General features: G+C 40.9%; 36 protein-coding genes. All 36 read right to left on the minus strand.

What is annotated here, in order from left to right; all coding sequences use genetic code 11:
- Nucleotide 1: 1 nt before the first annotated feature.
- Nucleotides 2–703, minus strand: a complete 702-nt coding sequence (locus BM090_RS14660) for a hypothetical protein (protein ID WP_091514950.1) — start codon at nt 701–703, stop codon at nt 2–4.
- 1 nt (nt 704) lies between these two features.
- Complete coding sequence (locus BM090_RS14665; RefSeq protein ID WP_091514953.1) at nt 705–1,253, minus strand: hypothetical protein; 549 nt, start codon at nt 1,251–1,253, stop codon at nt 705–707.
- Nucleotides 1,253–2,086, minus strand: coding sequence for a P-loop NTPase family protein (locus BM090_RS14670; RefSeq protein WP_143083995.1), 834 nt, complete (start codon nt 2,084–2,086; stop codon nt 1,253–1,255). Before BM090_RS14670 ends, BM090_RS14665 begins: the two co-directional genes overlap by 1 nt.
- The gene (locus tag BM090_RS14675) at nt 2,073–3,968 is read right to left on the minus strand and encodes a ParB N-terminal domain-containing protein (RefSeq protein ID WP_091514960.1); all 1,896 of its coding nucleotides are present in this window, start codon (nt 3,966–3,968) and stop codon (nt 2,073–2,075) included. Before BM090_RS14675 ends, BM090_RS14670 begins: the two co-directional genes overlap by 14 nt.
- Nucleotides 3,965–4,387: a hypothetical protein gene (locus BM090_RS14680; protein ID WP_091514963.1), complete on the minus strand. Its 423-nt coding sequence runs from the start codon at nt 4,385–4,387 to the stop codon at nt 3,965–3,967. The genes BM090_RS14675 and BM090_RS14680 overlap by 4 nt, the downstream gene beginning before the upstream one ends.
- Nucleotides 4,388–4,391: 4 nt before the next feature.
- Entirely contained in the window at nt 4,392–4,577 is a 186-nt protein-coding gene (locus BM090_RS14685; RefSeq protein ID WP_091514966.1) for a hypothetical protein, read from the minus strand.
- Nucleotides 4,578–4,661: 84 nt separating this feature from the next.
- Nucleotides 4,662–5,216 carry a glycoside hydrolase family 108 protein gene (locus BM090_RS14690; RefSeq protein WP_091514969.1) on the minus strand — a complete coding sequence of 185 codons (555 nt, stop codon included), beginning with the start codon at nt 5,214–5,216 and terminating at the stop codon, nt 4,662–4,664.
- Entirely contained in the window at nt 5,209–6,261 is a 1,053-nt protein-coding gene (locus BM090_RS14695) for a peptidoglycan-binding domain-containing protein (protein WP_091514973.1), read from the minus strand. The genes BM090_RS14690 and BM090_RS14695 overlap by 8 nt, the downstream gene beginning before the upstream one ends.
- A 7-nt stretch (nt 6,262–6,268) precedes the next feature.
- On the minus strand, nt 6,269–6,718 hold the full coding sequence (locus tag BM090_RS14700) for a hypothetical protein (protein WP_091514976.1): 450 nt from the start codon (nt 6,716–6,718) through the stop codon (nt 6,269–6,271).
- Nucleotides 6,719–6,727: 9 nt separating this feature from the next.
- The gene (locus tag BM090_RS18855; protein WP_262487673.1) at nt 6,728–6,853 is read right to left on the minus strand and encodes a hypothetical protein; all 126 of its coding nucleotides are present in this window, start codon (nt 6,851–6,853) and stop codon (nt 6,728–6,730) included.
- Nucleotides 6,854–6,857: 4 nt separating this feature from the next.
- Nucleotides 6,858–7,586 carry a hypothetical protein gene (locus tag BM090_RS14705; protein ID WP_091514980.1) on the minus strand — a complete coding sequence of 243 codons (729 nt, stop codon included), beginning with the start codon at nt 7,584–7,586 and terminating at the stop codon, nt 6,858–6,860.
- 59 nt (nt 7,587–7,645) lie between these two features.
- Nucleotides 7,646–7,975: a hypothetical protein gene (locus BM090_RS14710; protein WP_091514983.1), complete on the minus strand. Its 330-nt coding sequence runs from the start codon at nt 7,973–7,975 to the stop codon at nt 7,646–7,648.
- Nucleotides 7,972–8,280, minus strand: a complete 309-nt coding sequence (locus BM090_RS14715) for a hypothetical protein (protein WP_091514986.1) — start codon at nt 8,278–8,280, stop codon at nt 7,972–7,974. The genes BM090_RS14710 and BM090_RS14715 overlap by 4 nt, the downstream gene beginning before the upstream one ends.
- Nucleotides 8,277–8,732 carry a hypothetical protein gene (locus BM090_RS14720; protein ID WP_091514989.1) on the minus strand — a complete coding sequence of 152 codons (456 nt, stop codon included), beginning with the start codon at nt 8,730–8,732 and terminating at the stop codon, nt 8,277–8,279. Before BM090_RS14720 ends, BM090_RS14715 begins: the two co-directional genes overlap by 4 nt.
- Entirely contained in the window at nt 8,729–9,133 is a 405-nt protein-coding gene (locus BM090_RS14725; protein WP_091514993.1) for a hypothetical protein, read from the minus strand. The genes BM090_RS14720 and BM090_RS14725 overlap by 4 nt, the downstream gene beginning before the upstream one ends.
- A 95-nt stretch (nt 9,134–9,228) precedes the next feature.
- A complete protein-coding gene (locus tag BM090_RS14730; RefSeq protein WP_091514996.1) occupies nt 9,229–9,888 on the minus strand; it encodes a hypothetical protein in 660 nt (219 codons plus the stop codon).
- A gap of 64 nt (nt 9,889–9,952) precedes the next feature.
- Nucleotides 9,953–10,597 (minus strand): hypothetical protein, encoded by a 645-nt coding sequence (locus BM090_RS14735; protein WP_091514999.1) that lies wholly within the window; start codon nt 10,595–10,597, stop codon nt 9,953–9,955.
- A gap of 12 nt (nt 10,598–10,609) precedes the next feature.
- A complete protein-coding gene (locus BM090_RS14740) occupies nt 10,610–12,997 on the minus strand; it encodes a hypothetical protein (RefSeq protein WP_091515003.1) in 2,388 nt (795 codons plus the stop codon).
- Nucleotides 12,998–13,002: 5 nt separating this feature from the next.
- Complete coding sequence (locus tag BM090_RS14745) at nt 13,003–13,494, minus strand: hypothetical protein (protein WP_091515006.1); 492 nt, start codon at nt 13,492–13,494, stop codon at nt 13,003–13,005.
- A 410-nt stretch (nt 13,495–13,904) separates the two neighbouring features.
- Nucleotides 13,905–14,465, minus strand: coding sequence for a hypothetical protein (locus BM090_RS14755; protein WP_143083996.1), 561 nt, complete (start codon nt 14,463–14,465; stop codon nt 13,905–13,907).
- 174 nt (nt 14,466–14,639) lie between these two features.
- Nucleotides 14,640–15,449 carry a tRNA lysidine(34) synthetase gene (locus BM090_RS14760; protein WP_091515020.1) on the minus strand — a complete coding sequence of 270 codons (810 nt, stop codon included), beginning with the start codon at nt 15,447–15,449 and terminating at the stop codon, nt 14,640–14,642.
- Nucleotides 15,450–15,464: 15 nt separating this feature from the next.
- Nucleotides 15,465–15,779 (minus strand): hypothetical protein, encoded by a 315-nt coding sequence (locus BM090_RS14765; RefSeq protein WP_091515023.1) that lies wholly within the window; start codon nt 15,777–15,779, stop codon nt 15,465–15,467.
- The gene (locus BM090_RS14770; protein ID WP_091515025.1) at nt 15,776–16,030 is read right to left on the minus strand and encodes a hypothetical protein; all 255 of its coding nucleotides are present in this window, start codon (nt 16,028–16,030) and stop codon (nt 15,776–15,778) included. Before BM090_RS14770 ends, BM090_RS14765 begins: the two co-directional genes overlap by 4 nt.
- Before the next feature lie 7 nt (nt 16,031–16,037).
- On the minus strand, nt 16,038–16,457 hold the full coding sequence (locus BM090_RS14775; protein WP_091515028.1) for a hypothetical protein: 420 nt from the start codon (nt 16,455–16,457) through the stop codon (nt 16,038–16,040).
- Nucleotides 16,458–16,459: 2 nt separating this feature from the next.
- Nucleotides 16,460–16,675 (minus strand): hypothetical protein, encoded by a 216-nt coding sequence (locus tag BM090_RS14780; RefSeq protein ID WP_091515031.1) that lies wholly within the window; start codon nt 16,673–16,675, stop codon nt 16,460–16,462.
- Between the two features lie 176 nt (nt 16,676–16,851).
- Nucleotides 16,852–17,175, minus strand: coding sequence for a hypothetical protein (locus BM090_RS14785; RefSeq protein WP_091515032.1), 324 nt, complete (start codon nt 17,173–17,175; stop codon nt 16,852–16,854).
- Nucleotides 17,176–17,178: 3 nt separating this feature from the next.
- The gene (locus BM090_RS14790) at nt 17,179–17,406 is read right to left on the minus strand and encodes a hypothetical protein (RefSeq protein WP_091515035.1); all 228 of its coding nucleotides are present in this window, start codon (nt 17,404–17,406) and stop codon (nt 17,179–17,181) included.
- Between the two features lie 220 nt (nt 17,407–17,626).
- Nucleotides 17,627–18,196, minus strand: coding sequence for a hypothetical protein (locus tag BM090_RS14795; RefSeq protein WP_143083997.1), 570 nt, complete (start codon nt 18,194–18,196; stop codon nt 17,627–17,629).
- A gap of 132 nt (nt 18,197–18,328) precedes the next feature.
- A complete protein-coding gene (locus tag BM090_RS14800; protein WP_091515043.1) occupies nt 18,329–18,805 on the minus strand; it encodes a hypothetical protein in 477 nt (158 codons plus the stop codon).
- On the minus strand, nt 18,789–19,619 hold the full coding sequence (locus BM090_RS14805) for a DNA cytosine methyltransferase (RefSeq protein ID WP_091515047.1): 831 nt from the start codon (nt 19,617–19,619) through the stop codon (nt 18,789–18,791). Before BM090_RS14805 ends, BM090_RS14800 begins: the two co-directional genes overlap by 17 nt.
- Nucleotides 19,616–20,269, minus strand: coding sequence for a DNA methyltransferase (locus BM090_RS14810; protein WP_091515051.1), 654 nt, complete (start codon nt 20,267–20,269; stop codon nt 19,616–19,618). The genes BM090_RS14805 and BM090_RS14810 overlap by 4 nt, the downstream gene beginning before the upstream one ends.
- Nucleotide 20,270: 1 nt before the next feature.
- On the minus strand, nt 20,271–20,540 hold the full coding sequence (locus BM090_RS14815; RefSeq protein WP_091515055.1) for a hypothetical protein: 270 nt from the start codon (nt 20,538–20,540) through the stop codon (nt 20,271–20,273).
- Nucleotides 20,534–20,791: a hypothetical protein gene (locus BM090_RS14820; protein WP_091515059.1), complete on the minus strand. Its 258-nt coding sequence runs from the start codon at nt 20,789–20,791 to the stop codon at nt 20,534–20,536. Before BM090_RS14820 ends, BM090_RS14815 begins: the two co-directional genes overlap by 7 nt.
- A 3-nt stretch (nt 20,792–20,794) precedes the next feature.
- Nucleotides 20,795–22,282, minus strand: coding sequence for a replicative DNA helicase (dnaB, locus tag BM090_RS14825; protein WP_091515062.1), 1,488 nt, complete (start codon nt 22,280–22,282; stop codon nt 20,795–20,797).
- Nucleotides 22,282–22,944, minus strand: a complete 663-nt coding sequence (locus tag BM090_RS14830) for a hypothetical protein (protein WP_091515065.1) — start codon at nt 22,942–22,944, stop codon at nt 22,282–22,284. Before BM090_RS14830 ends, dnaB begins: the two co-directional genes overlap by 1 nt.
- Nucleotides 22,941–23,333, minus strand: coding sequence for a hypothetical protein (locus tag BM090_RS14835; RefSeq protein WP_143083998.1), 393 nt, complete (start codon nt 23,331–23,333; stop codon nt 22,941–22,943). The genes BM090_RS14830 and BM090_RS14835 overlap by 4 nt, the downstream gene beginning before the upstream one ends.
- Between the last annotated feature and the right edge of the window lie 17 nt (nt 23,334–23,350).

Below are 23,350 nucleotides of genomic sequence, written 5' to 3' on the forward strand. Positions count from 1 at the left end.
TTTATAAAAATTTAGTTATTAATTCATTTTCTATCGAAATCTTGCGGTCGTTCATTCCGCCATTCATTAGCACAACGTAAGCAATGTACCCATTGAATGTTAAATTTAGGTTAGCCAGCATGTTACCTATACAGTTTATAAATGCTTTTGGCATAATGTCTGCATTAATTCTAATCACCTCAATGCCATTAATTCTTATCGCTGTGTTAGTAATTGTAATGACGCACTTGTTAGTGCCTATTACTTCATTTGCCGCAGAGGTTAAGCTCACACCATTCTTATCGACCATACCTACTGTCGCTGTAATTATTGGTGCGTCGGAAAAAAATCCTCCGAGTTCCATTCCAGCCATATAGCTCACAAGCTGGGAGCCAAAACTATGTTGCTGAATCACAAACATTGCGGTAAAGTCGCCGATCACTGAATTCCATGTGGCGGAAGTCAAATAACTAATTGACGCACTAATCGCAGTTCCAGAGCCAATACATTTGTGCGTAGGCCAATGTGAGGTGATTAGTTTGGGTCGATAGGCAAAAGAGCTTTGCGTAAAAACATTGCCAACCCTATCCGTATAGCTTGCGATTCGGCTACCGTCTGTGCCAACAATGTCATCTGGGACAACCCAAACAACAGGCGACTGGCTGGCAATCAACTCATCAAGCGATATAGCACCACCAAGCAAGCTATTATAATATCTTCTCATGCTAATACGTCCAGTAGCCAATATCTTCATCGTCAATCAAACAACCAAGCACTTTCACTTTTCCCGCAGCAATGGCAATGGTTTTGTTACCCGACAAATCTTCATCGGTTGCGGGTAGCAATACATTTCGCGAAATGCTATCATTATTTTTTATGATAACCGTCATAGTTTTTCCGTTATAACGCTCATTGATAGCAAGTTGAATATTGCCAGTGCTTGTATTGTTAATAGTTATCTTTTGCGAAAGATAGGCTATGTTTGTTGTGCCATTGGATGCCACTCCAGACACAAATCCTGTTGGAATTACGGCTTGCCAATGCGTGTTTTCAATGCCTCCGAACAGGGCGTAATATTGCATATGGTCAGCAACATAACACAGCGTAGCAGCTTCTTTTCGGCAATCCTCAGGAATTGCATCGCGTTCTTCGATTGTAGCTACAAACCAAGCCCCGCCCCGCACGCGGTCGCTGTCCACGCCTACTTTTTTAGGGTTGCCCTTGATTTGCAATTCGCTCAATAAATATGTTCCGCCGTCAATTTCGTTTGCCATTATTCTTCGTCTTTGATTGGTTTGCAACGATTAAATATATCCCATTCGCCGTGTTGCCCGTATCGGTTTTTATTGCCAACAGTTGAGGCAACGCCGTTGTCCATTGTGATATGGCAATCCAGCTCGTGCGGCCATTCCTGAGAGCCTCGAAAATTACCTTGCTTAGTCGCTTGTGAAATAATCACAAAACTTGTTTCGGGGTATTTTCTTTTAATTTCGCGCCAATAATCTATTTTTAATCCTATATTGTCTTTGCTATCTATAAAGATACATTTGTAATTATTTGGATTAATGGCCGCTAAAGACACAGCAAAATCTAAGTTTGGAGATTTTATTTTTAAATCATTGATTTTTTGCGCTAACGTCCCTGTATCAAATTCCTCTGATGTAACATATACTGTTTTGCCATAATTTGCGGCGAGGAAATCAGCCAATGGCAACATATATGTTGTTTTGCCGCAACCCTGCTTGCCGTGCGCTAAAATCGAAAATGCACGCTTTGTGGGCTTACCAATCACAGAAGCATACTTCTCAGGCAATGTAATTGTTTCGTGGTTCACGCTCTTTGCCTCCGCCAATGACATCACTTCTTTTTCAGGCTTTTTTTCCTTAACACGCACGCCTTCCATTGTGCTATTTTTGAGCTTTTGCAAGGCTTTTTTTACATTGTCAGAAAGCTCAATTTCGATGAACGCGCTGCTTTCTTTTTGCAATTTTTGCGAAATTTTTCTAAGAACTTCGTGCGGACTTTTGGCGAGCATATTAGCTACTTCCTTATATTTTTTATAAGGCATAGTAGTTTTATTCAAGGCTAATATATCATCGATTTGCATATTTTTTCAGTTTATTACTGACGTATTGGCGGCCTGTTTTGGCAGCTTTTTTTACAACTTTCTTTCCTGCAATGTAGCCTTTTTTTGCTACCTTTTCGCCAATTTCATAGCTTTTTTTTGCTGCTTTTTTCGCCAATTTAACCAGCCTTTCATCGAACAAATCAGTGAACTTCGTGGCGCGGTGAGAGGCTTTTTTTGTCAATTTACGTTTGCGTTTTGGCTTTTTCTTCAAACCGAACAAAGCCTGTTGGGTAGATTCTGAAATGTGAATATTTCGCTCAATTTGTTCGCGCTCTTTTTCCAGCCGTTTTGCGTAATCAAGTCGTAATTTTCGCTCCGCATCCGTAACAATTTTTTTAGTATTAGATTTCGCAGCCAACTGCTCACGCAACTCTTGCAATTCTTTGTCAATTTGCGCAATTCGTTGCATTTCGTCCGAAAATTTACCATCTGATAAGCTAACAGATTTTCCGCAACCATTTTGCCCACATTCGGGAAATAGTTTACCACCGCGTGCCAGTCGCGCACGGACAAGTGCTAAAAACTCATCTTTATTCGTGTCGCGGTTCGAAGTATCGCCGTATAAATAATAAAAGCATTCATCTTCTTGGGCATTGGTCATTTGGGGCTTTTCTCGGCGAAGCAACCCAACCCATTGGGCTTTCGTTTCGAGATATGGGTACTGGTTCACAGACTCACCACTCAAAGCCATGATAAACAAGCCTTTTGGGTTTAAAAATGAATAGGCTTCAAGTTTGGCGTGTTTGCCTTTGAAAGCGCGTTCAATTTCTGCTTTACTTGCTTTCTCAATACCAAGTTTCCCCGAACCATCGCGCATAAGTATGTAAGCATCAATATCTTCTACGATACTTTCCTGATTCGCGCTTCGGTTTGCATCAACACGCGCAAACTGTATGGCTTGTGCCTCTGTGCCGTTGAAGTAGCGTGCAGGAATTACTTTTTCGCCGCGTCGCTTCATTCCCTCCAAGCGGCTATGTCCAGAAATTACATAGGTTTTAGCAGCTTTAGAATCTTTCCAAACTACAATTGGGTCAAACCGATTTGGGTCATAATTTTCAGCCACGCTTCGCGCCGAAAGTTCGGAAAACGCATCTTTTCGATTTTGAAATCGCTCTGTATCTGTACGAATTTCTTTAACTGGCAAAAATGCAGCCGCACAATTCAAATCATTGTACTCAATTTTGGCATCAGAACCAGCCTTTGCAACCGTGATTTTTTTCACCAAATTGACTGTGCTTTGAGGCTTTCCGTAGCTTCTAAATTTTGGTTCTTTTGGCTTTGGTGTTGGTGCGTTTTTTGGCGTTAGAGCTACTTTTTTTTTTGAAACAGTAGCCACTACTTTTTTAGTTTTTTCAGGCTTTGCGGATTTAGTTTTTTTCTTCACAAATTCCGAAACATAACTTTTAGCAGATAATTTTCCCGAAGACAATTTAGCAATTTGATTTTTGACAAAATTTTTAGCTAAATCGTACTTTTTAGGGCGCGAAACCCACGTTTGGTCACACACAAGCCAAGTAAACACATGGTTAAAGTCTTTCTTTAAGTCGCCTGTTATCTTCGACTTATGAAATTCTTTACTAATTTTTAATTTGAAAGTTTTCCCATCGTCGGTAAACGTTACATTTTCTGGATAAACCTTATTAACAATTTTGGCGATTTCGGCAAAAGCGGCATTGTCAGCACGTTTACTCGCACGCACTTTGGCCAATTTTGAAGCACCAGCTTTAATATTGGCTTTATTGTTTTCGGTTTTTTGCTCCAACTTGCGCAATAGTTCTCGCATTGGTTGAATCATATTGGCAGGCGTGGCAGGGCTTTTAATGCCAAGCTTTAAGGCTTCTATTTCAGATTGTAAGCTCATTTTGATTGAATTATTTCAGGTTGTGGTTGTCCTTTTTTTGCCAATACTTTAGAAACATCAATAAGTTTGTCGCCATCTTGTCTTCGAAGGTTCAGATACATACCATCATCAACAGATTGTACAATAAGAATATACTGATTATCATTACTATTCATACTGGTGCTGTTGCCCCACTCAATAGTTGCGCCTTTCTGATTATTTAATTCTCCATTTGGCATCCTTTGAACCAGAGAAAAGCCAAATAATTTACGATTTGTATCCCAAGCCCAATTGACAAAGAAATTATCCGAAACATACATTCCCCCAGATGAATTACTTGTAATTTCATCGTATTGGTTGCTATTTTTAGCAGCAGCAGAAGCAGTCAATGCAGCCGCAATACCCAATAATACAATTCCACCTATTAGTATTTTTTTCATAGTATTACCTTATTTTAGTACCCGTTCCATCAAAATCTCCAGTATCAGAATTAAAATAAAAATGCCGATTACCCACACTGATACGTGTGTACTGCGCTGAAAAAGAAACAGAAAAATTCCCTACAATTGGGTCATCTTTAATTTCAATTTCGGTAATTTTTCTAAATTTACTTTTTCCTCTTTTTGCCATTGAATGTCTTAGTTACAAATGCGTTAATCTCTTTTCGCTTCCAATAGGCGAGGCCGCCAATGGCCGCAATAGCAATCGTAATAGCTATTGCGGCTGCGGCTTTTTTCCGTCGGGGGAATAGACAAAATCATTGAGTCGGTTGAGCCAACCATCCAAAAACCCAGCTTTTGAAGCCGAAGCCTGCGCAATGGCGCGAAAATGTTCTTCACGCGCTTTGTGAAGTACGACAAACGTATTAGCAGAATCTTTGGCGTTGAGCGCGGCCAAAGTTTTTTGGCCAATAACGCCGTCAGCCGTCAGCCCTAATGCTTGTTGTGCTTTGCGGACGGCCGTAACAGGTCCAGAACCCCACGCCCAATCTGCCAATAGTTCGGCCACTGACTGATTCTTGATTTGGTCGCCTTTCACTTTGTCCCAATAATTTTTTTTGAAAATATTGGCAGCCGTTTCTTGCGATATAGCTTTGATTTCGGCAACTGTTGGGCAACGCCCAAAGTATTGCTTGTAGCCTATAGCAGAAACGCCCATGTTCGTACCAATTAGCTTGCCATCGCAATAATTAGCAGTGTCGTTTGGTAGGTTTTGAAAACCGCCTTCCCATTTCAGGGTTTTTTGAAAAGCAAGAACATGATTAGCCATCGATAATATCCCAGAAAATTACGTTAGCTAATTCAGTGGAGGTCTTGATACCATTGTCAGCCACAGCCAAAACAGTGCCTGTATTGTCATCTACTGATAACAATTTTCCGATTGCAGTATTGGAGGGCAGCAATTCCGAAGCATTGTGGGCTTCGTTCCAAACGTAAGCTGTTCGGTCAAGCACTACCATTTTTTCGGGCAAACCTGACATACCCACGTAAGCGGCTTGCGCACCACTTGGTCGGGGCGAAGAGCCGAATGCAGCTTGTAGTAAATCTTCACGGTCTATCGAATTGATTGCCCCCGAAAATACCCAACCCGTGCGGTTGTCGGATAAGCGAATTTTTGCCCAACGAGTAGAAGAATCCCCTGGCTTAATGTCGGTGGATATACCTAACAAATTGCCAATTTTTTGGCCTGTGGAAAAGCTGGCCAACGTAGTAGATTCAGCGTATGGCTTCATTTTGACAGATGTAGCGGTTTTGGCAACAGCGTACTTGTTTGCAAAAAAGAAGTTGTCCACTTCGTCCACGTATCGGGAATCAGCCATATTGCTGGTGCTTGCAGTAGTCGAAGCAGGCAAGGCCGCTTGTGTTTGCGGCGCAACTGCTCCAGCCAATATCCGTGTAAAATCAGCTTGTGCCACTGTATTGCCCATGCCCAATAATTTCAAGGCGTTATAAGTACCATCGCCGAAAACACCGTCAGCACCACCACTTGCACTAATGAGTGCGGCGGGCGAGCCACCAAGTGCCAATATTGCTTTTTGCATCTCTTTCACTTTCAGGTTTTTGTCGCCATACTTAACTGGCCAAGTGCCTGCGGGCAAGCTACTGCCACCCGATGAACTACCCGAAGTGCTCGGTTTAGTGGGATTGCTTGTAGTGGTAGGTGTGGCAGGAGCAGCAGTATTGCCATTGACACCAGACTTTACCGCTTTATACAGTAAAATCCCACCACCGCCAACGACAGCAAGGTAAGCCGCAATTCCAAGACCTCTTGAAATCCATACTTCTGGAGTTGCTCTATTATTATTCTTAGCCATAGCTATTTTATTTCTTTTGGTTCAAAATCATAATCCATTGGTCGTAATACTCATTTCCCCAAATACTGCTTAGTTCGTCACGTGCCACTTCATTCAGGTTTTGGCCTTTGGTAAGGCGTGAAAATGCGGCCATTACTTCCTTATAAGTTTTAGCATCAGGGATTTCACGAGCGACCTGCAAAACGCCTTCCTCGTCTGTACCATCTGGTACATAGTCTTGCCCAGACGGTTGAAATGCTATCATCAGGCGAGCAGCGTAATTGGCTGGCGTAGCGTATTCCGATGTTTGATTTTCAGTGTTTTCTTGCCGAATTTCCGCCACCGTGTTACGAGTAAGTCTGTACACGCCATAGCCTGCACCTGTAAAAACGAGGCCTAAAGCCGTCCACCCAGCAGCTACTTTTAAAGCAGCAAACGGGTCTTCGCGGCCTGTACGATTTTTTTTATCTTTGGCCATACTGCTATTTTATTTAGCGGCCATCTGTACAGCCGTCTTTGTTACTGCGCTTGTTTCGTACTTGGACAGCAGTTTTTTGATGCCGTCACTGCCCAAATCGTCGTGAAGTGCTTGCAATTGTTTTTGCAATTTCATCGCTTCAACTGTTGGGAGATTCGTCTGTATCGTGATTGGTGTTTTCATCTTTTTGACTGTTTATCATTGAGTTGTAAAATACATCTATGGTTTCAGCACCACGCGGCGTAGAAGCCCAAACATTGATTACTTGTAAGACTTTTTCGCGCGTCAATTCTTCGGGATACATGATACACAGACATTCGCCTAAGTCTATATATTTTTGTTGTTCGGGAGTTATAGCAGGAGCAGCAGGGAGCGCACCCATTGTTTGCGGTTTCATAAACCCATCAAGCATGTTGGATATTTTTGGCGTAAGATTTTCCACCAACTTTCCACCCGCATCAGAAAGCATTCCAGCCATTATTTTCCGAGACGAAACTGATTCTTTTTCAGCTTCATAGTCAGCGACTTGCTCTTCCAGTTCTTCAATTTCCTTATTTAGCTCTTTGATTTTGGCCAAATGCTCTAATTGTTGTGATTCAAAGCGTTTTACCGAATCTTCCAAAGCAGCTACACGCTGTTTCTCTTGAAAAGCGCGAATGCCTGCCTGTATTTGCTCTTGAATGTATTGCGGACTTACTTGTGCAACTGTCTGAATACCAGACATTGTACTTCCAGCAGTATTTATTTTTTCAAACAAGGCTGTTTTAGCAGCCGCACCAATACTTTCTTCACCAATAGCAGCTTCTATTTCTTCAAATTCTTTGTCAGTTATCCGAAATGAGTATGTACCTTTATTTTCCTTTTGCATATCTGTTTACAATTGTTTACATTTACAGTGTTTTTGTAAACATCTTGGTTTACAGCAAATTACAATGATTTTACCGATTCTATAATCAGTCGCACGGCCCGAACTGTTGCGACTGATTCCCCGTTGTTTACAATTGTTAGCGAACCTGTGTGTTCGCATTGCTGCACATTCGTAGAATCTACGGTTTTATAAACACCAGAACTTGACGTAACAATTACATTTTCAGGAACTTGTGTCAAGAAAAAATAATCATTGCTACCTTCCACGACAAAAGATTCTCCAGCCGCAACCTGCACGCAAACAAACTGATAATTGAATTTATCGGCTTTTTTGCGTTTGATGATTTCGGGTGCTGCACCATTAAAAATATAGGATAAATCGTCTATCATTGTTCTTCGGTCAAATGGTGATACAGTACAATGTCAAGCTGATAAGCGCACGCGCCAAAATTGCCGTTGTCTGTGTAGTCAATCGAATAGCTTTTCCCTGGAAAAAAGACCGATTCGGGCAATGCCACGACAAATTCGTCCATCAAATCGTCGGGCGTGCCGTTTAGTTGATGTTCAGAAAAATTGGTGTTCGGGTTGAGTTTGCTTTCCGCAAAAGCATCTGGATACAAGTCCGTCATTCTGACATCTTGCTGATACACAACGCCAAAGCCTATTTCTATCACTGAAAGTTTTCCGACTATCATAGTTGAGACACGTTTACGGCAATGTTGCCAAGATTAGGATTCAACGACTTGTAGAGGTTATAATCTTGTGCATAACCCGTCAAAGCATCGGTAACAGTTTCAGTACCAACTAACAAAAATCCACCAGTTAGGCCGTTGTACACAAATTGAGGCGTTCCGAACGAAGCAGGTTGTGCATAATAACAATGCTGACCAGCACCCGCAGAAAACAAGACTTTATTTTTAAACGACTCAACACGCTGATTTGCAAGTGTTAAAATAAAACTTTCGCCTGACTCACCATCTGGCGCAACACCATAGTAGATGCGATTCACTTGCATTATTTCACCCAAACCACGCGCAACAACAGCCATTTGTTCAACTTTATCTACATTACGCGGAACTTGATAAACGGTGTTACTGTGCTGACCAGATTTGTTCACAACTATACTAACTACTCGAACTTTTGTCATGACCTGTTGCGGAGAACTTTAAAAACAAAATACAATTCTGTGGCTTCGTAAGTCACTAAAGCATTAGCTTTATCGGTGTACTCAATATCAATTGATGACATTGAAGTAATTGTATATATTTCTGGTGAACCTGCTTTTGAACCAAAAATTGTTTTATGACGTGCATCTGGCGCAACCGTAGGGGAAGCCACTAATAATGATGCAGGATATTCGCGAGGTAAAAATTCTTTCCCTCCAATTTTTAGACTAACACTGCCGCGTGCGTATGGTTGTGTTGCATTTTTCGCAGCTAAAGCCACGCTGTACACACCACTAACATCAGAAGGTAGCGTATTAGAAATACGCACTGTGTCGTTTTCTAACGTGGTCAATGGAATAACGTATTCTTCAAGATTTAGCATAGTATATAGTAATTCAAGTGCTTACTCGTTTGAAAAAAAAGGCTGTTTTTTTGTGATAAAACAGCCTTTTCTTGTTTTATCTATTCTATGCTTTTTTATCCTAAGAAAAGGATACCCAAATCAACACGGCCAACCAAATGGGCAGGAATTGACGATGAAACGATGCGCAACGTAACGCCAAGGTCAGTGCCTGCTTTGGCAAGCATTGGGCTTGTGAAATAGTGCGTACCAGCAGGATTTGGCGAATTTGGAACTGTGTGGAACAAACGAGCTGACAAATCCTTGACAGCTTTAGAATCACCTGCTGTCAAATCAACTAAACCATTCAACACAGAAGCATCGGCCACATTATAATCACCAATGGCCACATTATCAGCAGCTTGTTCGGCTGTGAGCAAGCTCATTGAATAAATAATACATGGCTCTGTTGAAGAAATTTTATTTCCTTGAACGTTGGTAATACCTGGGCGAATAATGTCGCCGCTCTCAAAGAAGTTGATTGTAGCATTTTGAATAGCTGCACCAGATGGGTTGATTTGTTTGGCCGAAAACAATTTGTTATCACGCACTTTTTTCAAACCAGCAGCCACTTCTTTTAAGAGAGTGTACAAAGTAGTATCAACAATTTGCGAAGGGTCGCAATGAACCGTGAAGTTTGCCGTGCCCTCAATTGGTCTGATGTCAAATTCTCCAGAAATGGCCGAACCCCCAATTGTTTCAAGGGCTAATTGCTTTAATTGACTTGGATTATACATTTTTTGATGATGATTTAAAATACAAATTAGTAATGATTTAATTACACAATATTAGGTTTTGAGATTACCCAATATTTTTGAATTTTCTCTTGGGACTACCCATTGTTACTGGCATACCACCCATTGTTGTTGGAAGTTTACCCATTGTTACAGGCATGCCATTCATTGGCTTACTGTCGTAATTGTTGGCGGCCAACCATTGTTGCGCCTGTTCGGGCGTGGTTGGAATGGTCGTCGGAACTACGGTCGGGGTGCTTGGCAGATACGTGTTGTACGGTAATCGGCCCAAGCCATTCACGGAAGCCGCCGCAGCCGCACGAGCCGCCGCACCTGAACCAATCCCCAATTTTTCTGCTGCACTTGGGGCATATTTGTCAATGAATACACTTTGACCTGCTCCGCTGGTAAGCTGTTTCAAATTGGCTTTGGCTTCTTCTTTGAACGAACCATCGGTAACGGGCTTGTCGTTAGCTCCTGCGGCCATCACGCCGCTACCAATAGCACCTACGCCAGCAGTGGCAAGCATTGGCTCATTGAAATACCACGCAGCAACCGACGCAACTAAACCCAGCCCCAAAGCATAGCGGCCAACGGCTGCGCCAACAAGCACGCCCGCAGCTCCTGCGCCAACATGATAAGCGGTATCTGTAGCTTTCATGCGCTTAGTGGCTGTACCGCCACTTTTTCCTTTTTTGTTATCTTTTGGCATTGTTATAATTGATTAAATTCTTAATTTTTTACTTTTTTGAGAGGTTGGTTTTTTGTTTTTTGCAGACTTTTTTTTGCTGCCAGCCGCACGGCTTAAAGCAGAAGTCCAGTCTTCACCATCTTTGCGAATGGATTTCGCTTTTTTGGCAATTTTACCAATATCGGCTTGCCCCAAACCATTCATTGTGCCGCTTGACTTTCGTTGTGACTTACCTTTGTCTTTGCTGCTGCTGATAATAGCCACTGTAATTGCGGCTAACGCAGCCCCACCGACTACATACAGAACTGTATTTCCTGTTTTTTCAACATCTCCAGCGTTATTTGTTTTGCCGTCAGAGCCTGCGGGTGGCAAGGCTTGCGGTGTTGTCGCAGGCAATGTACTTGCTGCTGGTGCAGTGCTTGCAGGTGGTGCTTGAGCCGTTTGCGTTGCTTGTGCAGTGCTTGCAGGTTGCGCCGTTGGTACTGCTGTACTTGCCACCGTTGAAGCAACGTTAGCAACAGCACTTTGAGCCGCACAAATGGATAGTTGTGTATTGTAAAAAGACATTGCCGCACTGTCTATGTCAGCATTTCCCGTCGGAATTGGTTTTTGTGGCGGAACGCATTGCCCAGATGCAGATAGGGGCTTTTTGAATGTAGTCAGCATTGTGCAGGCAGTGCCAATAAGACCAGATGCCGCAGCAATGACAACGGTTGCCGAAACAGGTTCGCCCATTGTTTGGCTGCCAGCAATCGGATTGCCGTTTTTGTCTGTAATTGCGGGCAATGCGCCTGGCGCATGAATCCCCATAGCCTGTAATGGTAGAATGTAGCGTCTTTCATCAACACCCAAATTTCCTCCTGTGTGTAAATATGGCTTTGCCAAGTAACCGTATTCATACAAAAACTGATTACGGCGTGCCTCATCCCAACCTGGTTTCAACCCAACAGATTCTATGTACTTGAATGGCACTTTATTGCCATTAATGTCTTTGGTATAATACACTGAGTTCCAAGCAGGAGTAGCAGCATCAGTGTACGAGCCATATATGTGAACTAACAGGTTTTCATATACTTTTCCCCAATCATACGCAGGGTTAGCTTTCCATTGTCCATTGACTTGGACAATTGGCTGGAAACCTGCTTCTTTGCCCGCACCCCAAATTTTGTCGTCGAGCGCACCGCACAGTAACGCTAATTCCGCAGGCGTAAGAATTATTGCCTTATCCAAGGCATATTCTTGTTCGTCCTCAAACTCATTGTTATTCAGCGTGCTTGCATCCATTGGAACAACATACGAACCGCCCCAACCTTTATTACCTTTGCCGTTTAGAATAGCCTTTTTCAAATTGTGGCGTTTGCCGCCCATTTGCCAGAATTTTTCTTCGAGAAAATCCAAAGCATTTTTGGCTTTGTCCCAAGAATCAGCAGACAAGCCTTTCGACATTGCTTGTTCTTTGGTCAAATACCCCCATTTGGCGCGTTCGGCAAAATTGAATAAATCAACCTTCATCGCGGCAAGAACACCGTTGCGGACAGTGATTGTAGCAGGGTTTGTGTAGCGATTCACCAAGCGAATCACTTTTCCAGCACCGTCCGTAAATTCTTTGATGGTAAATTTAATGCCGTCTCGAACTTCGTCGCGCACGTTGCGGAAAAGCTGACCAGCAGCCGTATTACCAATTTGATTCACGACTTGCGTTACACCGCTCCCGACTGCATTGGCAGCATTGCTAATGCCACTACCTACTGCATTGGCAGCATCACTAATCCAACCATTCATTTGCTGAGGTTGATTGCAACCACAATCAGGATTGCCTGGACAACCAAGTGTATTTGTATTAGGCAAACCGCCAAGCTCTTGTAATTCTGCCATATAGGTATCGTCTATATCGTAATAATCATATTCTTTGTTAAACTCATGACAAACAGGGTCGATTATTATCGTTTTCCTGCCGTCAGGAACTACCACGTAGATGTGTTGGTAGTCATTCTTTTTGTCAATTTGTACGGCATTCAAATTATTTGAACGACGTATGTAGTGAGGTATTCTCAGATTTGTTAATACACTGGAAATGAAGGTAGTGTAGCAATCACAATCAACACCCGTTATTCTGTCGCGCCACATTGCGTAAGGCCGCCGCACCTGCTCAACTCCTTTTTTATCTTCCTGATACTGAACGTAATGGAATAAAAAAGTCCATATATTTTGACAAGTTTCGTATAGGTTTTTTCCTTGCAAAACAGGCGCAATGCGCTCGGTTTGGTATAGTGTCCGATAGATTATATCTTTCATATAATCTACTGTTTTGCTGGTGGTTAAGCCCTCTTTTACATGAGTAATTACCACATCTTCGGCAGGGCCAAAAAATTGGTCGAACCGCTCACCGCCAGCCGCTAATACACGTTTGCCTACCCTCATAGCCGTTACACTTTTACGGAGAGTTCCTCGTATTGCGTAGGAACTTCCACCGCAACACCGCCTACAATTGCCCGAAAACTTGTCGCAATGACAAGCACAGTTCCGCTTTTTATCGCGTTCCAAATTGCTGTTCCAGATGCTAGTAGTGTTGTCAATGGCATTTTTATTTCAAACGTCGGAAAGTCGTTTGGAGACTGGATTTGCGCAGAAGCTGGTATAGTAATTAGTGTCGGATTAGCGTTGGACGTGCCAAGTTCTGCACCATCTTTTTTTGCAGTCAGCACGCGCACAAATGGATAGGAAATTTGAATGGATTTAAGGGTGGGATTTTTGATAATAACATTGGTCTTAATCGTAAGCCCGCCGAATAAAGTGCCTGAAAACGAACTTGACGTTTCCACTACAATTTCATTACCCAAATTAAGGTAGCCGCCAGCTTTAACGGCCAAAAAGCCAAGCCCTAATATACTACCAATCCATAACCACGTTTTTTTCATTTCCGACCGCTTAATTACTATTTAATTGAGGGTGGAAAGTTGAGAATAAAAAAAATATACCGTCAGGCATTTGCCGCAAAAACAGGCATTTGCGGAATTTTAATTAAAAACAATAAAAAACCTGTAAACGCAGGTTGTTTACAGGTTTTTTGTTGTTCAAATCATGTTTTTTTCTCGCAAAATCGTGACACATTGGTTGTAATCCAACAAATGATAATTGCAAAAATCAGACAAAAATACTGGCGGTTTCGCCTTCGGGTTCATCAATTCTGAATTAGATTGATTAAGTTTTTTGATTCGTGCATAAATCAATTGTTCGCGTACTTCTCGTATCTTTTGGCCTGCTTTTTCATTTTTACAATTTAATAATTGACAGACAATTTTTAAAGTCACGGGAATATTTTCCATAATTATAATGATAATGATAATGATTCAAGATAATCCATCAGTTGTTTGACAATTGGATGTAATGACCCGTTATTTAAGTCAGTAACATAAGCAATTATCTCGTCTTTAGCCTCAATTACCTCTGGCTTTTTCATATTAGAAAGAACAGTATTCCTTAATGCAGAAATCTGTTTTTCGGCTTCCAATCGCAAAACTTGATGGTGGGAAAACATAGCGATATAGGCCAAATTTCCACACGAAGTAGCGTTTAATTTCTGTAAAATTTCCAAATCGGTTAAATCAATATCATCAATAAGAGTGCCAAGCCTAATCCCGCCATCAATAAGAATGCCAAAATTCATCCCGTCATCAATAAGGCTTTTCGTTGCAACATCAACGTATTGAGCCGCTATTTCCAATGGAAAAAATAAGACCATAGGCCCTAACTCTTGGAGATAATATAAGGGGAATTTTAATCCAAACTCATTAAAGTTTTCAAAAGGTTCTAAAAAACCATTTTTTTTGTCGTAAAAGCGATAAAATTTTGCTTTTTGGTCTTCCGACATTTCAGATAATCGTAACATACACTTTTGTTTTAAATTGAATGTTTTCTAAGCCTATGAAATAAGAGTGAACGGAGTCATTTCAACCGTAACAGTATCCTTACACGATTCTACGCAGTGACCACTGTGAGCGTCTTTTTTCACTCTTAAAATAAATTCCAATATCAGTGAGATATTTGTTATTTTAACGTTATGTTACCACCGACAATCGTTGCAGGTGGACGGCTGACCTAATTCACGTCCCTCAAACGTAAAATAAAAATCATCTTCTGACCTTCCCCAAAACTTTTTAAGTTCTTGGCTTAGTTGCAAAGCCCTTAAATAATTATCTGGGTAAAATTCTGCTACTGCTGCAAAGTCTTTAGGATTCATATTTTTGCAAGGCAAACAGTTATTGTGGCTAAATATTCTTTTGCCATTTTCGTCTTTTATATCGTAAATTTTGGGATACCAACCTATGTGTTTTTTTACAATATCAAAGCACCATTCATCTGTAAAGCTACCAATAGTGTAATGTTTTTCAGGAGTAAACATATCAACCTGCATTACTTTTTGTTGCCTTTCGCCACGCCTTTTTAATTCGTGTTTGACATACCCAACTAAATCGTATTTTATACCATTTTCAAAACAGTAAACAGCCATTGGTATTATTTTCAAATTCTTACTGCAAGGGCTATTTATTGGGTGTGGTATAAGGTTTTGCTCTTTAAAGTATCGAAGTATTGAATTGCTTGTAATCTTCACTTTTACATTATCAAAATGCTTTCTTGCATACCTAATACCATCAGCAACAAATTGAAAAGTATCTGGTGAGTGTTCGGCAAAATGTGCATAAAATAAATGTAATTCAGCAGGTTTTGCTTTGGATTCAATTAAATCACAAAGCACAGCCATTGAGTTAATCCCACCAGAAAGACCAACCATTATTTTTTGACCAAAGTACGGCACACAACAAGGAGTTTGATGCAAGGTATTGCTGACAAAAATGCTATCAACTTTCTTCATTTTTACAAAATATTATCAATCATAATCCCTTGAACGGGAAAAATTTCTATCAATCCAAATTCCTAATTTATCAGGGCATGGGATACAAACGCACCATCGAAAATATGGTAATAAACCAATTACACCTATACCCCAGTGCGTACTTGCTACTATTGCAATTTCAAATTCCAAACTATCAATTGTCCACACAGTGAAAAATAACCAGCGAAAACAAAAATTACTGGTACTTTGTTCGTCTGCTTTTATGTACTCAAACACAGGCACTAATGAAAAAATATCCATACTGTACCATTTTTGTTTTTTGTTAATTCCTAATAAGTATTTACTCATGTCTCTATTAGTTTTAATTTTTCAGAAAATTGCTGTAATTCTTTGCAAAAATTGTTTACTTCGTCAATAGGGATAGTAATAGATGACTCACTTCCTGTATTGCCGAATATTTGAACTACAGTTACTCCTAATGATGTTTTTCTATCACTTTTATACATAGTAGCCCTGTCAAATATGCCTCCTTTTTTTAACTCAAAAGTGATGTCACTTCTATATTCTGTTGGTGCTTGAAATGAATGTGTTAATTCCATAATTATTTTAAAATAAATTCCAACCCTTATTCCATTTTTCCCAATAATCTTGGTACGTGGACATTGCCGCATAATATTCTTCAACAGAAATGCAATTACCTAATTCGGTAATTAAAGAAAATTCCCCGTGCTTTTCAATATACGTTCCTGGTGCAAAGGATTTATGACGAATATTCAAACCCAATTCAAAGTATTGATAAGCCTGGTCCATTGTCATATTTTCCACTACGCGCCCCGTACTTATCCACCATTTATGTTGCTTATCAAGACTTTCAATGATTAATACTCGTGCATACAGATGACTTGTTACAACACCTACAAAACTCCCTTCTATTAAATATTTTGGTTGAAAAACGACCGTTTTTCCAATTGGGATTTCGTCGGTATGCGTATGTTTGCTATAAAATTGATGTGGATAAAATTTCATAATTATCTTATAATAAAATCAGAACCGTTATCATCCATTTCGTAAGGGATATTTAAGTTTTTTAAAACCCCGTCAATATCCATATTACATAAGCAACAATCAAAAAATGGAGAATCATTATCTACATCTTCGTCAATCTTAAAACCAAAATGCTCAAAAAATTGACGTTGTGTTTCTATTTCAATTTCACCATTGTTTGCAACAATTGTTACGCACATAGCTAATTAAATTTGTTAAAATTCTTATAAAAAAACTCGGCATCATTTTTATTAAATGGAGCTTTTTTTGTGGCATTTATATCTTTTTTAATATTATAATTGTCCACAATCATAACAATAAATACGATTACACAAAATATAATAAGTGGCATATAAATTACGATTTAATGTAGGGTTTAATTTTCGTCTTCATATTCATAACTAATTATTGGGTTTATGCGTTGTAATTCATCCAAAATTTCTTCGGCGGTAAACTCTTCTCCAAATTCATTAATCATTGGTAAAATTGAGTTTCGGGGAGACAAGCAAGATTGCTCTATCCACTTACCTGTATTGCATCGCCAATAGCTTTCAAACGAATTTAAAGAAATGTTGCTTTTATGCGGATTATTCGGGTTATTGGCTTGGTCTCCAATGACTCTATCCCAAAATCCTTCTTTACAATAAAATCGGGTAAAAACAACCCAACCTTCTTGCAATTTCTCTGTTTTTATAGCCATACATTAAGAGTTTAATAGATGATACTCCGAATACTTTATTTTTTTGCAATAGACCACAATTTCAATGCAATCAGGGCAATTTACTTTTTCGTTTGTGGTTTGACTTGCCTCATATCCTAACAAATTATCTCCAGCCAAATCTTGGCCGCACAAGGCATAATCTTTTTGTCCAAATCCTAAAAAATGAACAAGTTGTTTACCGTCTTGTGTTATTTTTTCGCGTGTTGCCATACGTTATTCATTCAATAAGTGTACAAGGCTTTAATTACGTTTTCGTCAAGGTCGTTCATGCTAATCTTTTACCTCTGACATACACGTTGTTTTTTACAATTTTTAAACACATAAATTTACATTATTTTTTCTGTTTATACCTATATTTTACGATTTTTTTTAATAAAAAAAAACCGCGTGTGAGTGCGGTTTTTTGGGGTGTTGGATATATTTTCGAGAGTTAAAAATTATCACTTCTGTAGTTGTAATATTCGCTTCTTTTTCCACAAACATCGCACGAATAAACACCTTCGCTATCGCAAGTAAAATTGCAACTGTGAGCATCAATAGCATAATCCTCGTTCTCCATTACAGGAATTTTATATAAAATTTCCTCAGACCAGCCAATAATTTGACCTTGAAACGGTTTATCAAACCATGCCAAAAAATCGTCAAGCGAAAGCCCGTCATTATTGGCCAATGTTTCAATGGAATATCCTGTAATTATTTCCCCGTTTTGCGAAACAATAAACTCTTTATGGTCGCCTCGTATTACTAATTCTATATCATAGATTTGAGTGATAGTAATATCTGGAGCAATGGTAATCTGCTTACTCCGATATGGTTTCCCTGACCAAACATGCGGGCTAAATTTGTCGCCTTCGCGCCATCGTTGTCCCTTGCGAATAGTAGTATTTTTAACATCGCAAATTGTGGTATCTAAATCTACAACGTAATCAGTAGTTGTTCCCAGCGCATCACTCCAATCACCTGTTTTTTTTTCGGTAAATGGCATTGTAAATTTTTTCAACAAAAAAAGTTGGTTGTCCTGCTTTTGGGTGGTTTGCAGGATATTGTCTTGAAAATGAAATTACTCTACTCATAATTTTTTCGGGGGTTTAGCCCGCACTTTTGCACGGGCTTGGGGGTTTAATTAATTTTGTCAAGAGTTGTGTACTTTCAATATTTCAACAGCTTTTTCCTTTGCTACCAAAAGAGCTTCGGCAATACAATACCATTTTGCAGCAGCGTTTAAATCATTCTCTTTATGTTGAAACGTACTGCCGAAATTGTTTGCCTTTACAATTTCGGCATCTAAGTAATCAAGGAATAAATTAACATTGCCCAATCTTTGCTCAATTTCAGCCATCAGAATATTTCTTGACCATTTAGCCCCTTTTTCATAAGCTAACCCACATTGGATTTCCATCAGAGTATCGGGGTAGCACATATTGGGAAATGTGGTCATTTTTTGAGCCTGTACTTTTATGGCTTCGTCAGACAATTTGTCTAAAGATTGATTGATTGAAGGGCTGTAACTTGCAAGAAATTCGTCTATGTCTGAGTCTTTATGCGAAATATAGCCTTGTTGCTTATGCCACTCCATGTAAGCATGAAGCATTTTACGTTGTTCTTCCATGAGCATATTGGATTGATTGAAATATTCTGTAAGCAACTTGTGGCACTATGGCATTACCAAGTCCTTTAAGTTGATGTCTGTGTAGCCCGTCGGGTATCCCATCATGATTTCTACAAAGGCTGGGTTTAACGGGCCAGGTTCTCCAATGATTACGCCATAACAATTCAGATTGATTGTCTCGCGTTTCAGTTGTGAGGGTGAACCTTGGTTGTAAGAATCGTTCACCGTGGGCGTTGGTAGTATTGCCCTCGACAAAATCACTTCTAAATTGCGATGTTTGTCGTTCTTGCGCCGTTCTGAAATGGCTGCCGTCATTTGCGCCCGCGGCGTGGGCAACGAACCATATTCGCTTACGCTCGTGGGGTGCGCCTGCCCCCGAAGCTGGAATTTCCAATATGAGGGTGTGATAGCCGAGACTTTCCAAGTCAGCAAGTATTTGTTTGATGACCAATCCGTTTTCAGCAGTAAGGATTCCAGAAACGTTTTCTGCCACGACGTATAACGGTTTGATTTCATCGATAACTCGTAACATTTCTGGCCACAAGTGGCGGTCGTCGTTTCGGGCATTTCGTTTTCCCGCGACTGAAAAAGGTTGGCAGGGGAAGCCTCCAGATAATACCGTGATTTTGTTTTCATAAATTTTTGCGTCAAAATCAAAAATGTTAAAATGCTTTCGGGTATTGGGGTAGCGAAGACTTAATAAGTCTTGGCAATAAGTATCGATTTCGCACTGAAATACATTGTGCCAACCCATCATTGCGGCCGGGTAATCAAATCCGCCAATGCCTGAGAATAGTGAGCCGTGTGTAATCATGCTAATCTGAGTTGTGCAAAATGCTGTTTGTACCACTTAATCGAGTCGTTCAAAAAGGTCAAATCCTTTTTGATACCAAGCCACCGCAATCCCATTTCTCTGGCGGCAATTGCCGATGCACCGCTGCCACTGTTCGGGTCAATTACCCGTTCCCCTGGTTTTGCAAAATCGTTGAAAACCAATTTGTAAAGCTGGACGGGTTTTTGATGTGGGTGAATTTTTGGGTAATTCTCGTGTCGGACGCAGCCATTCCAAAGCACTTCATATTTGATGAGCGGATACTTCGTAATGCTGGTGTAAGCCAATTCGCCCGCCGAACCGTGTTGGGTTTTTGGGTTAATGCCTTTGTCCCAAAAAATCAAATTGTTGGTAGGTGGCAGCAAGTCGCAATAATAATTCCAGCCCCAAAATATTTGATTAGTGGAAATGCGCGTAGCCAAATCAATATATTCCGAATCAGGCCGCGAATCATTAAACTTATGATTCAATTTATTGTGCTTGTGATGCTTGTCCTTTTTCCAATTTTGGCCAATGCCATAGGGCGGGTCGCAACACGCCAAATCGAATACCTTTTCTCCAAACTGAGACATTACTTTTTTGTTGTCGCCCAACACAAATGAAACGTATTTATCTTCAAACAAAATATCCATATCATTTGTGAGTTTTTAGCGTTTTATTCGACAAAATGTAAACTGATGTGTCAGTGCTTTGTATCACAAGTTTTGTGGAATTTTTGCCAAATTTTAGCTGTTTTGCAACTATTTTATTGACCGTATCCAGTGCGCAAGTAATGCCATCGTTTACGCCTTTTTTGTAGGCTTGTTGTGAAAGTTGTTCTGACCGAAAAACAAAACCAATAAGCAGTGATAATAAAGCTATCACAATCAATAATAGGGTAGAAGTTTTTGGTAAAATTAACATTGGAATAAAGATTTATTGCCGTAAGGCGATTGTAAATTATTTTCAAAATTATCATCAAGTACCCATTCGATAATTTCTTGAAATGCAATGGTTTTAGCCCATTCAGGCGAAAATTCAGATGAATATTTTCGATACAAACAATGATAATAATTTTGCGCAGCATAATGCTCTTGTTCAAAAAAATCATCGTCATCTATTTCTTTTTTAGCAAAAAATTCAGCTAAAAATTGAATTTTATTTTCTTGTGTCATAAATCAAAAAGGGGGTTTATCATTTTCAAATGAACTGATAGAATTAGAATTATCAGGGATTTTTGGCAAGGCTTCGGGCGGGCGTTCTGACGGCCACGCCGTCGCTGTCTCAAATGGTTTCGGCCACGCTGCAAAAACGTCGTCGCTCAAATCACTGAATTTTGAGTGTTTACCCGAAAATCGGGTGTTCACGGTGTCCAAATCGCCGTTACGATGCTTGGCAATAATCACTTCGGCTGTGCCTATGGTGCTGGTGCCGTTTTCGTCCACTGTTATTCCGTAGTATTCGGGGCGATACAAGAAAACTACCATGTCGGCATCTTGCTCAATCGAACCCGATTCACGCAAATCCGAAAGCATAGGGCGTTTTTCGGTGCGGCTCTCCACGGCGCGGCTCAACTGCGAAAGGGCAATGACGGGCACGTCCAAGTCTTTGGCCAACATTTTCAAGCCCCGACTGATTGACCCTATATCTTGCTCTCTGTTGGATTGACGGCCTTTGCTCTCTGGGACAGATACAAGTTGCATATAATCAATTATGATTTCGTGCAAGCCGTAAGTCTCTTTGATTCGTCGCGCTTTAGCCGCAATTTGCAATACGGTTAGACCTGCTGAATCGTCGATGTATATCGGCAATTCAGAAATGCGGCCAGCTTCACGATAGACTTTTGCCCATTCGGGTTCGGTCAATTCGCCTTTGCGAAAACAAGCTGAATCAAGCTCCAACTCGTTAGCATAAATCCTTGAAACCAGTTGAAGTGCTGACATTTCCAATGAAAACAAAGCAATTTTTTTGCCCATCTTGGCTGCGTTGATAGCCATGGTTACAATCATGGCCGTTTTGCCCATGCCTGGGCGAGCCGCCAAAACAATCAAATCGGTATTCTGCCAACCCGACGTAATGCGATCGAGTGAGGTCAGGCCTGAGGGTACACCTGTGAGGCCGTCGGGGATCTGTGATTTGGATTTCAGGTCTTCTATGAAAAGATTAGAAAGCGTAACCATTGTTTGTACTTTTTTCGCCAAAAAGCCATTGAGCACTTCAAACAATTGCTTTTCTGCGCGGTCAAGCTGCACGAATACATCTTCTGTCTCGTCAAATGCCGCGTCTTTCATACTATCAGCCACCCGAATCATGTTGCGGCGTAAGGATTTTTCCGCCAAAATGCGGGCATGCGCTTCAATGTTCGCAGCCGAATGCACATTGCTCGTACAAGCAAGTATGTATGACAACCCACCAGCCTCATTAAACAAGCCAAGTGCTTTTAACTTTTCGCTAACAGTCAGTATGTCAATCTTTTGCCTATCAACAGCCAGCGCAAAAATGGCCGCAAAAATCGCACGGTTACGCTTGTCGTGAAAGCAATCATCGTTCAGAAAGTCGGCCACGACCAGCCACGCATCAGATTCGACGAGCAGCGCACCAATTACGGCGGCTTCGAGGTCTTGCGCTTCGGGATAGCGAGGAGCAGGTTCATTTTTTTTGGCCATCAGAACTTAATTTTCTTTTCGTTTTTCTGGATAAAAGTCATGTACCAGTGGTTGGCCTGTTCGCTTGTAAATCCTGATTTTTGGGCATCTTCCACGTACTTTAATATTTCGGGAAGGGTGCGGAAAGGCTGGTCGTATCGGTCTAAGCTAATGAGCTTGGCTGCGGGGCCTGTTGGGAGAGGCACAGCCGAAGCCGTGCCAATAGGTCTTGTTGTCGCGGTCGGGAGCAAAAACACGCCAGAACTTGCATCTACGGCCACCGTTTCGGGTGGCTTATACGCAGAATCTACGATTTCCTGCCAACACGCATAAGGTGTGCGGCCAGCTTCATCTACATACTTCACTTGCTTGTCATACGCGGCCGTATATTCTACACGCAATGGTTTCATTATGAACAACAATGTATCTTTAGACTTATCTGCTGGGTCGGGTGTTAGATAAAATTCAATAGAATGCAAGTTAGCTGGAGAATACCTTTGGCCGTAGGCGAATAATCGCCTAAAAATGTCTCGCATCAACTCGTTTTTATCGGCTTTTTCTTGGCCGCCCTTTGGCTTTGAATAGCCAGTTTCTTCTTTCAGAACATTATTTCGCCAAACTTTATATATCCACATATATGTTCCGCGCTCAAATTTTCCACGATAGGTTATAAAACTGCTCATAAGCCATTGATTGTAATGTAGTTCGACAATTCACAATAGGCGGCTTCTCGCTTGGCCGCCGTGGCCGCAAAGGCCGTGGCTGTATCGGTATCCCGCATGATTTCGTATTGCGCCTGACCGTAGCGTGCTGCCACGATTTCAGAAGCATACATTTCTGATTCATCAGCTTTGCTCGAGAACGTACGCAAAAGCTTTACGACCTTCTGGCGCGAGTCAATACTTGAAGTGATGTTGCAGCGTTCGGTGTCAAACTCAATCGTGATTGTTTGGCGTTTGGCGGGGTCTATGGGCAGCAAAAACGTAGAAGGAATGAATTTTTCGCGGGCACAATCTTTCTGTTTACGACCTGTAAACAGGCCTGTAAACATTTGTCTTATCGTTGAAAACATGATTTTTAGGGGGATAA

The organism is Flexibacter flexilis DSM 6793 (assembly GCF_900112255.1).
GTDB classification, from domain to species: domain Bacteria; phylum Bacteroidota; class Bacteroidia; order Cytophagales; family Flexibacteraceae; genus Flexibacter; species Flexibacter flexilis.

Bases quoted from the DNA above. Each gene is read 5' to 3' on its own strand.
- BM090_RS14660 (WP_091514950.1), bottom strand. From the start codon at position 703: ATGAGAAGATATTATAATAGCTTGCTTGGTGGTGCTATATCGCTTGAT.
- BM090_RS14665 (WP_091514953.1), bottom strand. From the start codon at position 1,253: ATGGCAAACGAAATTGACGGCGGAACATATTTATTGAGCGAATTGCAA.
- BM090_RS14670 (WP_143083995.1), bottom strand. From the start codon at position 2,086: ATGCAAATCGATGATATATTAGCCTTGAATAAAACTACTATGCCTTAT.
- BM090_RS14675 (WP_091514960.1), bottom strand. From the start codon at position 3,968: ATGAGCTTACAATCTGAAATAGAAGCCTTAAAGCTTGGCATTAAAAGC.
- BM090_RS14680 (WP_091514963.1), bottom strand. From the start codon at position 4,387: ATGAAAAAAATACTAATAGGTGGAATTGTATTATTGGGTATTGCGGCT.
- BM090_RS14685 (WP_091514966.1), bottom strand. From the start codon at position 4,577: ATGGCAAAAAGAGGAAAAAGTAAATTTAGAAAAATTACCGAAATTGAA.
- BM090_RS14690 (WP_091514969.1), bottom strand. From the start codon at position 5,216: ATGGCTAATCATGTTCTTGCTTTTCAAAAAACCCTGAAATGGGAAGGC.
- BM090_RS14695 (WP_091514973.1), bottom strand. From the start codon at position 6,261: ATGGCTAAGAATAATAATAGAGCAACTCCAGAAGTATGGATTTCAAGA.
- BM090_RS14700 (WP_091514976.1), bottom strand. From the start codon at position 6,718: ATGGCCAAAGATAAAAAAAATCGTACAGGCCGCGAAGACCCGTTTGCT.
- BM090_RS18855 (WP_262487673.1), bottom strand. From the start codon at position 6,853: ATGAAATTGCAAAAACAATTGCAAGCACTTCACGACGATTTGGGCAGT.
- BM090_RS14705 (WP_091514980.1), bottom strand. From the start codon at position 7,586: ATGCAAAAGGAAAATAAAGGTACATACTCATTTCGGATAACTGACAAA.
- BM090_RS14710 (WP_091514983.1), bottom strand. From the start codon at position 7,975: ATGATAGACGATTTATCCTATATTTTTAATGGTGCAGCACCCGAAATC.
- BM090_RS14715 (WP_091514986.1), bottom strand. From the start codon at position 8,280: ATGATAGTCGGAAAACTTTCAGTGATAGAAATAGGCTTTGGCGTTGTG.
- BM090_RS14720 (WP_091514989.1), bottom strand. From the start codon at position 8,732: ATGACAAAAGTTCGAGTAGTTAGTATAGTTGTGAACAAATCTGGTCAG.
- BM090_RS14725 (WP_091514993.1), bottom strand. From the start codon at position 9,133: ATGCTAAATCTTGAAGAATACGTTATTCCATTGACCACGTTAGAAAAC.
- BM090_RS14730 (WP_091514996.1), bottom strand. From the start codon at position 9,888: ATGTATAATCCAAGTCAATTAAAGCAATTAGCCCTTGAAACAATTGGG.
- BM090_RS14735 (WP_091514999.1), bottom strand. From the start codon at position 10,597: ATGCCAAAAGATAACAAAAAAGGAAAAAGTGGCGGTACAGCCACTAAG.
- BM090_RS14740 (WP_091515003.1), bottom strand. From the start codon at position 12,997: ATGAGGGTAGGCAAACGTGTATTAGCGGCTGGCGGTGAGCGGTTCGAC.
- BM090_RS14745 (WP_091515006.1), bottom strand. From the start codon at position 13,494: ATGAAAAAAACGTGGTTATGGATTGGTAGTATATTAGGGCTTGGCTTT.
- BM090_RS14755 (WP_143083996.1), bottom strand. From the start codon at position 14,465: ATGTTACGATTATCTGAAATGTCGGAAGACCAAAAAGCAAAATTTTAT.
- BM090_RS14760 (WP_091515020.1), bottom strand. From the start codon at position 15,449: ATGAAGAAAGTTGATAGCATTTTTGTCAGCAATACCTTGCATCAAACT.
- BM090_RS14765 (WP_091515023.1), bottom strand. From the start codon at position 15,779: ATGAGTAAATACTTATTAGGAATTAACAAAAAACAAAAATGGTACAGT.
- BM090_RS14770 (WP_091515025.1), bottom strand. From the start codon at position 16,030: ATGGAATTAACACATTCATTTCAAGCACCAACAGAATATAGAAGTGAC.
- BM090_RS14775 (WP_091515028.1), bottom strand. From the start codon at position 16,457: ATGAAATTTTATCCACATCAATTTTATAGCAAACATACGCATACCGAC.
- BM090_RS14780 (WP_091515031.1), bottom strand. From the start codon at position 16,675: ATGTGCGTAACAATTGTTGCAAACAATGGTGAAATTGAAATAGAAACA.
- BM090_RS14785 (WP_091515032.1), bottom strand. From the start codon at position 17,175: ATGGCTATAAAAACAGAGAAATTGCAAGAAGGTTGGGTTGTTTTTACC.
- BM090_RS14790 (WP_091515035.1), bottom strand. From the start codon at position 17,406: ATGGCAACACGCGAAAAAATAACACAAGACGGTAAACAACTTGTTCAT.
- BM090_RS14800 (WP_091515043.1), bottom strand. From the start codon at position 18,805: ATGGAAGAACAACGTAAAATGCTTCATGCTTACATGGAGTGGCATAAG.
- BM090_RS14805 (WP_091515047.1), bottom strand. From the start codon at position 19,619: ATGATTACACACGGCTCACTATTCTCAGGCATTGGCGGATTTGATTAC.
- BM090_RS14810 (WP_091515051.1), bottom strand. From the start codon at position 20,269: ATGGATATTTTGTTTGAAGATAAATACGTTTCATTTGTGTTGGGCGAC.
- BM090_RS14815 (WP_091515055.1), bottom strand. From the start codon at position 20,540: ATGTTAATTTTACCAAAAACTTCTACCCTATTATTGATTGTGATAGCT.
- BM090_RS14820 (WP_091515059.1), bottom strand. From the start codon at position 20,791: ATGACACAAGAAAATAAAATTCAATTTTTAGCTGAATTTTTTGCTAAA.
- dnaB (WP_091515062.1), bottom strand. From the start codon at position 22,282: ATGGCCAAAAAAAATGAACCTGCTCCTCGCTATCCCGAAGCGCAAGAC.
- BM090_RS14830 (WP_091515065.1), bottom strand. From the start codon at position 22,944: ATGAGCAGTTTTATAACCTATCGTGGAAAATTTGAGCGCGGAACATAT.
- BM090_RS14835 (WP_143083998.1), bottom strand. From the start codon at position 23,333: ATGTTTTCAACGATAAGACAAATGTTTACAGGCCTGTTTACAGGTCGT.